Source organism: Pseudoalteromonas luteoviolacea, assembly GCF_001696455.1.
In the GTDB taxonomy this organism is placed as follows: domain Bacteria; phylum Pseudomonadota; class Gammaproteobacteria; order Enterobacterales; family Alteromonadaceae; genus Pseudoalteromonas; species Pseudoalteromonas luteoviolacea_C.
On sequence record NZ_MAUJ01000001.1, the window covers coordinates 1,298,022 to 1,310,329 of the forward strand.

Annotated in this window: 8 protein-coding genes; 6 read left to right on the forward strand and 2 right to left on the reverse strand. The window is 41.3% G+C overall.

Going from position 1 to position 12,308, the window contains the following annotated elements:
• Positions 1-64 precede the first annotated feature (64 nt).
• Entirely contained in the window at positions 65-3,847 is a 3,783-nt protein-coding gene (locus tag A7985_RS05630) for a PAS domain-containing hybrid sensor histidine kinase/response regulator (RefSeq protein WP_065789438.1), read from the forward strand.
• 44 nt (positions 3,848-3,891) lie between these two features.
• On the opposite strand, the gene A7985_RS05635 is transcribed toward A7985_RS05630, so the two are convergent.
• Positions 3,892-4,581 carry a DUF3334 family protein gene (locus A7985_RS05635; RefSeq protein WP_065789439.1) on the reverse strand — a complete coding sequence of 230 codons (690 nt, stop codon included), beginning with the start codon at positions 4,579-4,581 and terminating at the stop codon, positions 3,892-3,894.
• 117 nt (positions 4,582-4,698) lie between these two features.
• Between A7985_RS05635 and cmoA the strand changes: the two genes are divergently transcribed.
• The gene (cmoA, locus tag A7985_RS05640) at positions 4,699-5,424 is read left to right on the forward strand and encodes a carboxy-S-adenosyl-L-methionine synthase CmoA (protein ID WP_065789440.1); all 726 of its coding nucleotides are present in this window, start codon (positions 4,699-4,701) and stop codon (positions 5,422-5,424) included.
• A gap of 10 nt (positions 5,425-5,434) precedes the next feature.
• Positions 5,435-6,403 (forward strand): tRNA 5-methoxyuridine(34)/uridine 5-oxyacetic acid(34) synthase CmoB, encoded by a 969-nt coding sequence (gene cmoB, locus A7985_RS05645; RefSeq protein ID WP_065789441.1) that lies wholly within the window; start codon positions 5,435-5,437, stop codon positions 6,401-6,403.
• 201 nt (positions 6,404-6,604) lie between these two features.
• On the opposite strand, the gene A7985_RS05650 is transcribed toward cmoB, so the two are convergent.
• Positions 6,605-8,158, reverse strand: a complete 1,554-nt coding sequence (locus A7985_RS05650) for an AbgT family transporter (RefSeq protein ID WP_065789442.1) — start codon at positions 8,156-8,158, stop codon at positions 6,605-6,607.
• A 218-nt stretch (positions 8,159-8,376) separates the two neighbouring features.
• Between A7985_RS05650 and A7985_RS05655 the strand changes: the two genes are divergently transcribed.
• The 3 genes from A7985_RS05655 to A7985_RS05665 all read left to right on the forward strand — a co-directional run bounded on the left by A7985_RS05655 (position 8,377) and on the right by A7985_RS05665 (position 12,055).
• Entirely contained in the window at positions 8,377-9,219 is an 843-nt protein-coding gene (locus A7985_RS05655) for an HDOD domain-containing protein (protein ID WP_065789443.1), read from the forward strand.
• Positions 9,220-9,494: 275 nt separating this feature from the next.
• On the forward strand, positions 9,495-11,042 hold the full coding sequence (locus A7985_RS05660) for a response regulator (protein WP_065789444.1): 1,548 nt from the start codon (positions 9,495-9,497) through the stop codon (positions 11,040-11,042).
• A 203-nt stretch (positions 11,043-11,245) separates the two neighbouring features.
• Positions 11,246-12,055 (forward strand): PD40 domain-containing protein, encoded by an 810-nt coding sequence (locus A7985_RS05665; RefSeq protein ID WP_065789445.1) that lies wholly within the window; start codon positions 11,246-11,248, stop codon positions 12,053-12,055.
• The last annotated feature ends 253 nt before the right edge of the window (positions 12,056-12,308 follow it).

Consider the following 12,308-nt stretch of genomic DNA (forward strand, 5'->3'; position numbering starts at 1 on the left):
CTTCGCTTGTTAATTACCCTCGGCGGTCTATTGTTAATATTAGTAAAGTTTTGGAAAGTAAGTTATGTCAACAAAAACAATGTTTCATTCGTTTTTTGTAATACTCTCAATCTTGCTAAGTGCAGGGGTTATCTCGCTATTAACTTGGCATGGTGATATGTCTAAGTACATGCAGCGTTATAATTCAATTAACAATCAACATGAAGCTTTTGTGAACCTGCAATCCATACGTGCCGAGCTTTTCTTTAGCCTTAGTAACTATAACAATGAAAAAGACAATGATAGCCGCAGTATAGCCAGTGCGGAGCTAATAGGCTCGAGAATACAGTTTGAGTCATTGCAGCCTCACCTTCAACCTAGTATTAGCACAAAATCCACCATTGATGCCGTGAATAGCTACCTTTTACTTTACAACATCGCAGAAGAAGCGCTGGTGAAAGATCTCAATCAAGCGAGATACGATATTGATGTAGCAGTATTTGAAAACGCTAACCGAGCCAGTATCGATGCCATTGCTCGGGCTTTAGACCAAACAGACCAGCAAATAATCATTACACAAAACCAAATTGATGCAATTCAAGGTAGGTTATTAATCTCTTTGTCAACCATCTTAACTACCCTGCTCTTATTAGGGGTGGCTGCATATTTTTATTTGGCCAAGCGCTTAGTTACCCCATTTAGTGCGCTACACCAAGCTTTTTGTATTAATAACCCGACCCAGAGTGGGGTCTCATTGCCAAAGGGACTGCAAGGCGAAGTCGCTGATGTTGTTGAAGCGGTTTCACTTACGTATCAAAGCTTGGATGAACGCGCTGACATAGCAAAAATCAGACATGCTTTTGGACGTGAAGTAAGGCATTGCGTTGACCCTGAAGATATGCGCGTCACCACTGCTAATTTTTTAGCACATAATTTTAATGCGCCAAGTGTCGCGATATACAACTATGACGACAACGAATTTACAGAGCAAGTCTGTGTTGGCTTTCCTGCATTTTTCGACGACTCGTCATCACAAATTCAAAGGCTCATTACAGAAAAGACCACCCAAACCTTTTTGAGCAAGCATGAGCAAGCCGTCCTTACGAAAAATGGGATGTCAATGGCACTTCACTCCGTGCTGTATTTGCCTCTCGTCATAAATGAAGAGCTTGCGGGTGCCGCAGTAGTCGCTTTGACGAGCTCAATTAGCGATGCCCAATTACATTGTCTAAACTTACTGTCTGAAGACTTAAGTATACAACTGCGCCTGAGTGAGAATACGCAGAAACAAATTGAAGCTGAAAATGCGCTTGCCGCTCACCTAGAACTCACATTACATATAATCAATGCCATACCTAACCCAACTTACTACAGAGACAAACAAGGTATGTTTATGGGCGTCAATCGCGCTTTTTTAGCGTTTATCGATAAATTTGAAGTTGAAGTTTCCGACTCCCATTTAAACCAAGTCTTTGACGTGCAGACCGCATCCTACCTTGAGTCAAAATCAAAGCATACGATAGAACAAAAAGAAGCCCACTCTTTTGCTTTATCAATGGAAAATAGTTCAAAAGAAATGCGAGAACTCGTTGTTTATGAGGCCCCCTTTTTTGATAGCTTAGGGCAAGTTGGCGGGGTCGTCGGTACCTTTCTAGATGTAACTGAACGCAACGAACTTGAGCGTCAGATGTTAAAAGCAAAAGACGAAGCCGATAAAAATGCACAGGTAAAAGGTGAGTTTTTAGCGAATATGAGCCATGAAATTCGATCTCCGATGAATGCGATTATTGGTATGTCTCATCTCGCCCTGAATACTGATTTGTCCGCTCAACAAGAAGGATACATAACCAAAATTGATTATGCTGCGAAGCAACTATTAAAGTTAATCAATGACATATTAGACTTTTCTAAAATCGAAGCTGGTAAGATTGATATCGAGCATATTCCTTTTCAGTTAGACAAAGTTCTCGACAACGTCGCTACAATTGTTGGTATCAAAGCACAAGAAAAGCAATTAGAGTTCATTTTCAATGTGCCCACAGATTTACCTATTAACTACCTAGGCGACCCGCTAAGGATTTCGCAAGTACTTATTAATTTGGCCGGAAATGCTGTGAAATTCACTGAACAAGGCTGCGTATCTGTTTCTATATCCATGCTGGGCTTGGAGGGAGATCTGGCAAAACTTACTTTTTCTGTAAAAGATACCGGTATCGGCATGAACCAAGAACAACAGAAAAAGCTCTTTCAATCATTTTCTCAAGCAGATACCTCAACAACTAGAAAGTATGGTGGCACTGGTCTGGGTTTAACCATTTCTCAGCAACTCGTTAAGCTTCTTGGTGGGGAGATCTTTGTAGAAAGTGAACAAGATAAAGGTTCTGAATTCTATTTCACCCTGCCGTTAACCATCAATAATCAAGCTTCCACATTATTACAAGACTCAAATAAGTTCGCGGGCAAGCATGCATGCATTGTTGATGACAGTGAAGATGCAAGAGACATTCTTATCGAGATGCTAGAAGGCCTAGGGTTAAAAACGACCGCTTTTGCAAGTGGCAGAGCCTGTATCAAACACTTACAACAGAAAAATCATCAGTTCGACATTATATTCATCGACTGGTTTATGCCTAATATCGATGGGTTAGAAACCGTTAAACAACTAAAGTCACTCGGAGTAAAGAGCAATTTTGTACTCGTGACTGCGCATGGTCATGATATCGCGTTAAATGAAGCACAAAAAACCCTATTCGACAGCATGTTACTTAAGCCGCTTAATCCCTCCAACTTGGTTGACTGCTTGCAAGCCACGTTTATGTCCGCTTCTAACTCTAAGGCACACCACCCTGCTCAGATGCCAGATAAGCGCCTAAGTGGCATTCATGTTCTTGTTGCGGAGGATCAACCTGTAAACCAAGAAATCGCTGTTGAAATACTTTCATTCCATGGTGCAAAAGTCAGTGTTGCCAACAATGGCGAGATTGCAATTCAACAAGTCACGAATAACCAGTTTGATGTTGTGTTAATGGATATGCAAATGCCAGTGATGGATGGAGTACAGGCAACAAAATTAATCCGCGAATCTATTTCACCAGAAATACTCCCCATTTTAGCTATGACGGCCAATGCAATGGGACCTGATATTCAACTTTGTCTAGACGCTGGTATGAATGGTCACGTTGCAAAGCCAATTGATGTTGAGGGGCTAATAGAAGCAATCTTAGAAGTAACCAATCATCAACCTTCGGTCCAGCAAACTTCCCAAGAACCTCCTAAAACGCATGAGATACCAAATACTAACGAGGAGGTAGAGCTAGTGGGTATCGACGTCGCTGAGGGTATTAGACGTGCCGCAAGCAACGAAGAAATTTACTACAAGCTCCTAGAAAAGTTCGTTTTTGAACAGATTGAAGAAATTATCAATTTGAAACAGGCAATTGAAATTGGTAATTACGAATTAGCACTACATATTCTTCATGCCGTCAAAGGTGCAGGCGCCAATTTATCAATGACCTATTTAGCTGATATAGCACAAGAGCTAGAACAACAAATCAAAGAGGATAATGTTAACTCCGACTTGCTCGACACACTTCTAACGCATCTAAAAGCAACCAAACAAAAAGTAGCCGCCATTAAAAGCATTAAAGTTGTGCCTCAAACTGAACCTCAGCATTGCTCTTTAAGTGACTTTGCAACCGCTTTGAAGGAGTATGACTCAAAGGCGACTGAACTTGTCGAACAATTGGAAGTTAACGAGCCGCTAGACCTTGAAACCATCAATGAATTAAAAGTTATGGTCTCTCGATTTCAATTCGCTGAAGCTTACGATTTACTGGAGTCAGCTACAGATAGTAGCTTAAATGAATAAGTTAAAAGCCATGCTATTGCAGAACATGGCTTTTATAGATTTAACTACAGGCCTAGCTCGGCCATAAAATCATCATCTGCCGCATTTTCTTGCGTATCTGCTGGTTTTTCTGCCTTTGCTTTTGCTGACGTTGTATTTTGTTTCGCGATAATGTCATCAGGATCAACAGCTTCAGAAATATCAAAGTCATGTAGCTTGATGAACTCTGTTTTATCCATAGCAAGTTCAAGGTAGAAAATATTCTGGCCTTGCGTCGTGAAGGTGACACGTCTTGCCTGAGGGCGGTCCATTGTCGTATCAACAGAAATTTGCACCTGCTTGTTAATCGCCATCATCTTAGGTTGGTTTTGAGTAATTGAGGTATGTAGCTGCTCTCTAACCTTACTTGTAAAGTCACCTACGATTTGGTTCATAAGTTCACCCAGCACATTCGAAACGTCATCGGACAAATGACTTTGTGCAATTTCACTTTCAGGCATGCCCATATTACGCATATAGTCCTGGTAAACTTCCATTGCAGCTTGCGCCGTGAAGTTAGTTACGACCAACCCAGTAAAGCCCCCATCAAACAACACAAAGCATCCGATATCAGGCCTCATACAAGTACGTGTAATTTTTTGTACCATTGCCGAATAAGCTATTTGGTTGCCACTTGCCGAAGACAGTACTTCTGTAACAGAGTGACAAAGAGTTGATAGGATATCTTCTGTGCTGACCACTTTATTTTTCGCCATTTCTTATCTCATTTTTTACTTCTTATGACTAATAGTAGCCAAGCTACTCAATTTATCACTGACTATCCAGTATAAAATGCTAAAATAGCGAGATTATTTTTGTATGAGAGTAGTAAAGTGACTGGCAAAGACAGTATTTATGCCACAGAGCAGAAAGTTAAGGACTTCACATTTGACGAAAATGTCGTCGAAGTGTTTCCAGATATGATACAGCGTTCCGTTCCAGGTTACGCCACAATGGTCAACAATATGGGAAAGTTGGCAGGTCAGTTTGCACAAAGTAATTCCAACCTGTACGACCTAGGATGCTCTTTGGGTGCCGTCACGTTGAGCATGAGACGGAACATAGACAAAGAAAACTGCCAGATCATCGCTGTTGATAACTCAGCGCCAATGGTTGAACGGTGCCAGCTGCACCTAAAGGGCTTCAAATCAGACGTACCTGTAGATGTACAACTTGGTGATATTAATGATGTTCAAATCGAAAATGCCAGTGTCGTTGCGATGAACTTTACGTTGCAGTTTATTCCACAAGAACAAAGACAAGCTGTTCTAGAAAAAATATTTGTAGGCCTCAAACCTGGTGGAGCCCTACTGCTCTCAGAGAAAATCAAGGGTGAAAATGATGTAAGAGACAATTTGTTAATTGACCTTCATCACGACTTCAAGCGTCAAAATGGCTATTCAGAACTTGAGATCAGCCAAAAACGCACTGCCATTGAAAATATTATGCGCACTGATGCATTGAGCACGCACTTAGAACGATTAAGCACAGTCGGTTTTACAAACACACAAGTTTGGTACCAATGCTTTAACTTTTGCTCAATGATTGCAATTAAATAAAGAGGACACTATGAACGCTTGGTTTACGGACTTTTATGCCGCTATCGCTAAAACACAATTAAGTCATTGGCTTGATACGCTCCCTGCCCAATTGACGCATTGGCAAAAAGAAGCGCAGCATGGTGACTGGCCCAAATGGGAAAAGGTATTGAAGAACCTTCCTGAGATCAATACCGATCAAGTTAACATTGTTGACCGCGTAGAGTTCAGCTCCAGTGACGAATTGTCTGAAGGGCATAAAAAACAATTAAACCACCTGCTTAAGAGAATGATGCCATGGCGCAAAGGGCCTTTTCATATTCATGGCATTCACATTGACACCGAATGGCGCAGTGATTGGAAATGGGACAGGTTACTTCCTCATATCAGTGATCTGCATGGCCGCACTGTGTTAGACATTGGATGTGGTTCTGGATATCACCTTTGGAGAATGAAAGGCGCAGGTGCAGAGTTTGTGGTAGGAATTGATCCTTCGGATTTATTTTTAAGCCAATTTCAAGCGGTCAAACACTTCAACCCAGATCCGAATGTTCATTTGCTTCCACTCGGTGTTGAGCAATTGCCTGAACTAAAAGCTTTCGATACTGTTTTCTCAATGGGCGTGCTATACCACCGCCGCTCACCTATCGACTTTTTAAGTCAGTTACGTGCACAACTGCGTAAAGGAGGTGAACTGGTATTGGAAACTTTGGTTATCGAAGGTGATGTGAATACCGTCTTAGTGCCTACAGACCGCTACGCCAAAATGCGCAATGTTTGGTACATTCCTAGTTGTGACGCGCTAAAACTTTGGCTAGAACGTGTTGGATTTAAGAACGTTCGAGTCGTTAATAAAGACGTGACGTCACTTGACGAGCAGCGAAAAACAGAGTGGATGGAAACAGAATCATTAGCAGACTTCTTGGACCCACTAGATCCATCTAAGACCATCGAGGGGTACCCTGCTCCACTGCGTGCCATATTTGTCGCTGAAGCCTAGGACTTTTTTTGCCTATGTCACCTTATGTTTGTGGCATAGGATTTCCTCTCTGCAAACCTTTTCTAGACACACTACATTGTATATAGAAAGCGGGCTTTTACTTATTAAGTAACTCCCCGTAACTGCGCTTTAAAGTAATTAATAAAGCACAATACACTGGCGTATAAAGAAAAAGCCGCTAAACTAGCGGCTTTTTTGAACTTACCCAGCTGGATAGATGTAGCTCGATTGCAAGCCTAATGGGAAACCAAGTCCCCAATACGCTAGCAAGAAGATGCTCCAACCAACCAAGAAAGCGATAGAGTACGGTATCATTAGAGCAATTAACGTACCAATCCCCGTATTCTTAACGTACTTTTGACAATACACAACCACGAGTGGGAAGTAAGGCATCAACGGCGTAATAATGTTTGAACTAGAGTCACCTACGCGGTAAGCGGCCTGAGTTAAGTCTGGTGACAAACCCAATTGCATCAACATTGGTACAAAAATCGGGCCTAACAATGCCCATTTAGCAGAGCTGGAACCGACGAATAAGTTTACAAATGCGGTAAGGAAAATAATACCAATGACAGTTACTGAACTAGGCAGAGCCATAGCCTTTAAAACCTCTGCACCTTCAATAGCCAATAACGCACCTAAGTTGGACTGACTAAATGCCGCAATGAATAGCGCACAGAAGAATGCCATTACAATGTAGTATGCCATGCTACCCATAGATTTACTCATCGCATCAATCATGTCTTTAGAGGACTTGAATGTACCAACGATAAAGCCATAAACAGCACCTGGTATCCAAAACAATAGGAATATTAGGGGCACAATAGACTGCATTAATGGCGCACTGAACTCCGTTAACGCACCACTAGGACTGCGCAAAGCAGAGTCCTCGCCGCTCGCGGCATACACTAATAACGCAATACCAGCTAGCATCACACCTGAAGCCGCTAAAAAAGCTTTTTTCTCTTTGGCATTAACCTCATCAAAAGACGGTAAGCTGTTGGTGTCGCCATCAACTTCTGTATTTCTAAGTCTCGGCTCAATAATTTTATCTGTGATGTACCAACCCAACAGAATGATAAATAGACTCGAAGCAGAGGTGAAGAACCAATTATTTAGAGGATTAACCGCAATCTCAGGATCAATGATTTGTGCAGCACTTTGCGTAAAGCTTTGCAGTAATGGATCGATACCTGAAGGGATAAAGTTTGCACTAAAGCCTCCACTTACACCAGCAAATGCAGCCGCGATACCCGCTAATGGGTGACGACCCATTGCATAGAAGATCACGCCCGCTAGAGGAATAACCAATACATAACCCGCATCTGTTGCCGTGTGGCTAACGATTGCAATTAAGATAATTGATGGCGTTAATAAAGCTTGAGGCGTTCTTTTTAGCATCAGTTTAAGGCCAGTATTGATATAACCTGAATGCTCAGCGACACCGACGCCTAACATTGCAACCAAAACAACACCCAGTGGTGCGAAACCAGTGAAAGTTTTCACCATTGAAGCTAAGAAATTGGCGAGTGCATCACCACTCAGTAAGTTGTGAACAACAATGGCTTCCCCAGTGCGAGGGTCTATTGCGTCAAAAGTAGTGCCTGAAAGCATCCAAGACAGTAACCATATCAGTAACATCGCTGATAGGAAAATAATGGCAGGATCGGGGAGTTTATTCCCTACGCGCTCGATCCCATTGAGAAAACGCGCAACTGCCCCGCTCGGCGCTGCCGCTTCTGTTGATTGACTCATAATGGTTCCCAAACAATAAAATTGTCTAACCTTAACTTAACAAAGCTAGCGAAAGCAATATTCCGTTCCTGAATTACCAACTGGTTGGCTAAATTGCACGCAAAATTGCGTAATTCATTACGCTAAATCACAAAAATAAGAAACAGACGGGCTATACTATCCTTACTTCAGTGCCAAAAAACCGCGTCGTATAGCAACGCATCATAAGTGGATTAGTTATGATAGAAATCGATAATATTGTTCTCAATGACGTAGAGAAAGGTTTTTCGCTACCTCCAAAACCTGAATTACTAACGCATTTACACGAACTACTTCAATCAGAGGAACCAGAACTGGGGCAAATTGCAGACCTCATTGCAACTGACGTCGCCACGTCTGCGGCAGTACTTAAAGTAATTAACTCATCCTCCTATGGATTTTCGCGGACCATAACAGATATTAAACAAGCGGTTATGTTTCTGGGGTTAAATAGTGTCGCAAATCTCGTCACAGGCTTTTTATTAAAGCAAGCTTTCGATCAGTCACAATGCTGCATCAGCTTGGAGCGATTTTGGGATACTGCCAATGAAATATCAGAAGTCGCAATGCTCATTGGCAGAAAAATGCCTGTTCAAGTCCCTTTAGAAAGCTTGCATATGTTAGGCCTTTTCCATGATGCTGGTATTCCCGCTATGGCCCTAAAGTTTGATGACTATGTCAATGTTCTTTCCAGTGCCAATAGTAACCACGATATGCTGTTGGTAGACCAAGAAAGTGCCATATACAATACCAACCATGCCACAATTGGTTATTTCCTCGCGACGAGCTGGAATCTACCGAGGCCTATTTGCAAACTGATTTTACGGCACCATGATTTAGAGTTTTTTAAAGAACCTCATGAGCAAGATTTTGCCTGCACGATGGCTGCCCTCAAAATGGCCGAACACTTAGTGCAAATTAACAAGCGTTTTGTCTCTGTTCCCGATTGGGAGTATTTAAAAACGGACATACTCCATGTTTTAGAGCTCGACGAGGATGCTTATCAAGATATTAAGGATGATGTCGAAGAACTATTTTCATAGCCACACACCCCGTATAAATTAATTCATCCCCTTTTACTTAACACTACAGAGCGTTTTACTCTGTTGTGTTAAGTTTGCAATTCAAAAATAAATACTCAATTCAATCGTCTAGTTTTTATTGGAACGATTTCACTTTTTAAATAAATGTAAATGAAAGTGAATTTAGGTCTATGATTGCGAACAGAAAGCGATTAGAATACGCGTTCCAAATATAAATACAGTGTTATTTTGCTTGTAGCGATATAGCAAACATTCGGGTCTTAAAAGGGAAAATTGTGCAATATAAAGATCTAAAAATTGCAATAGTCGATCACAACAGTGACAACATTAGATTTTTAGAAGCCTTGCTAAATAAGCAAGGAATATCTCACGTTCGCTCATACCGTTCTGGTAGTGCGTTTGAACGTTCGGCACGACAAAATACCTATGACATTGTATTCTTAGATAATCGCATTGATACAATTAAAAACCTGTATGACCTTGTCAGTGAACTGGTGTCTGACGGTATCCTTCCGGCGACCACTCGTCTCGTCTATATGGCGCAAAGGCAAAGTGCTTTTGATTACGCCTGTGAATACCCGTTTCATAGCAACCAACTACTGGAAGTTCCTTATACGCTTCAAGATCTCGTCACCATCTTAGAAGAGCACACTCTACAGATGAAGGAGTTTAAGCAAGCATACGCCTGTATTGAAAATAAAAAGTTTAAAAACGCATTATTAAAACTCAAAGAACTGCGCAAACAGGAATATCCAAACTATTTAAAAAAAGCACGAAACCAACTGCTAGTTAACTTACTTTTGAAATTGGGTCACTACTCTTTAGCAAAAAAGTTGTTATTACCCTTAGCAGAAAGAAACATTCAGTGGGCTAAATGGTCTTTATTTCATGTGAATTATGAATTAAGAGATTTTGAAGCTTGCAAGCAATTTCTTACTGAACCACAGACTCGACAAGACTACCCAGTAAGGGTGTTCTACTGGCAAATATATATCGCTTTTCAAGCTAATAATAGAGAGCTGGCTACTGCACAAGTATTAGCCTTTCCCGTTGAAGACATGTCTCCGAGTATGTTTCGACTGAGCTTAATGGTGCTTCATGTGTCTAATGAGCTTGATGCTGTAGATAACTTAATCAAACGTAAAGAACGGGTTTATCAAGAAGATCCCGCATTGGCCACATTACTTACTGCACTTTCTATTAAGCTGAAGCTACTCGAAACGCTCAATACGCAGAGTGAACTTAAGCCTAAGGATTTAAAAGAGCGGCAATTAGAACTCAAAGCCTTACTTACCCATTCAGCTGGTAATATTCAGAAATACTGCCCTGAAGAATTTAATTTGATGTTTGTCATGATGATGCTCTTGGAAGGAAAAGCGTCAGAAGCGAGCAGCAAGCTACTGCAACTTAGCCAAAGTTTGCATGACCCCAGCGCTATCGTCATTATTGCTTATCTATTTCATCTGGCCGGCGACAAAGAGCAAGCTAAAGAGATGTTGTTTAACGCCCACAGAGCACTCGGCAAACAACACCGGAATAGCCACTATGTTTTGGCTGGGCTGATGCACCGCGAAATATTCGCGAAGATATACCAAGAAGAAGCAACACAGCAGCAAGCTTATATACATTTTGCATCAAAACTCTTTAATTCCGGTGAATTCAAAGACACCATCAAAATATGCAGCAAAGCACTTAGAAGCGGCATAAACGATAAAGAACTCAATGATTTGCTTCTTCGTTCCACTAAAGAGGCAGGATTAAAAGAACAAGATTACCTCCACTACCTCGCCCCAAAAAGGGCAGCACACACCGTGGTTAGCTAGTGTAACCCCATGAATTAATGGGTTATATTATATTCATTTATAAATCAGCAAGACATCAATTCAACATCATGTGAATACGCTTATTTTTACATACATTCGCTCTGGCAAGGCGTTTAATTTATAAAAATAGGATTACTCAATGAATACATATTTGCACACAATTTTATTATCAATCTCTGCGCTTGTCATAAGCGCCCAATCTATTGGAAGCGAGCAAGAAGGAAATACTGGTTGGCGAATATCTAGGTCAAAAAAAGCCTGGAAATACACCGGCTGTTTTTGCTCCGGGCTATGTATCTGGAAAGCACCGAGACGTTAATGCTTTTTTCTCTCCCGACATGACAGAGTTTTATTTTACTAGGATGGATCTTAAACAGGAAACTTGGGATTTAATTTCTTATACCTTACACAACGGGCAGTGGCGCGAATCAGTCGTAGGACCAAGAGTTGGCAGGCCACTGCTTGCTCCTGATGGGCATACCATGCACTTGGGCCAATACTATATGACCCGTAATCACTGTGGGTGGTCACACTTAAAGCGTCTTGACCCGCCATTTTCGAGAAGAGACTGGGGAATTATGCGACTAAGCGCATCGAAGTCAGGCACCTATATTCTCGACGATTACAAAAGTGGTGACATAATCAGAATTTCTGAAGTTAAAAATGGCAAACGTCAAGCGCCTATAGCACTTGGTCCTGAGATCAATACAGGCAAGTATAATGCTCACCCTTTTATTGCACCCGATGACTCTTATATTATTTGGGATGGTGTGCGAGAGACTGGTTTTGGCGATTCAGATTTATATATCAGTTTCAGAAAACCAGATGGAACTTGGAGTGAAGCATTAAACATGGGAAACACAATTAACACCGAAGTAAGAGAAGCCTCCGCCAGCGTCACACCAGATGGCAAATACTTATTCTTTAATCGCGCAACTAAAAATAACGACAGCGATATCTATTGGGTTGATGCGCAGATAATTTCCACACTCAAGAAACGCGCAAAAATGTAATATTTATAGCTTGTAGCACTGCAATCTCACTATCCGTGTTACAAGCCCTCTTTTCGCGCCTCCACCCCGATATACCCGGTTTTCTTCCTTACGCTTTCGAATAAGCATCGCCATAAGTTAGCGAATACCCAATACACGATTATAATAAACAACCATAAACGGAAATAAAAAACGAGATGAATAATAAGTGTTATTGAAAAGAGCCAAACTTTTCTTCTAAACATCGTTTTTAAATCTAAGCAGACTGTCCTAA

Excerpts from the sequence above, each read along its gene's own strand:
- cmoB (WP_065789441.1), top strand. The coding sequence starts at position 5,435 with ATGAACGCTTGGTTTACGGACTTTTATGCCGCTATCGCTAAAACACAA.
- A7985_RS05655 (WP_065789443.1), top strand. The coding sequence starts at position 8,377 with ATGATAGAAATCGATAATATTGTTCTCAATGACGTAGAGAAAGGTTTT.
- A7985_RS05635 (WP_065789439.1), bottom strand. The coding sequence starts at position 4,581 with ATGGCGAAAAATAAAGTGGTCAGCACAGAAGATATCCTATCAACTCTT.
- A7985_RS05630 (WP_065789438.1), top strand. The coding sequence starts at position 65 with ATGTCAACAAAAACAATGTTTCATTCGTTTTTTGTAATACTCTCAATC.
- A7985_RS05650 (WP_065789442.1), bottom strand. The coding sequence starts at position 8,158 with ATGAGTCAATCAACAGAAGCGGCAGCGCCGAGCGGGGCAGTTGCGCGT.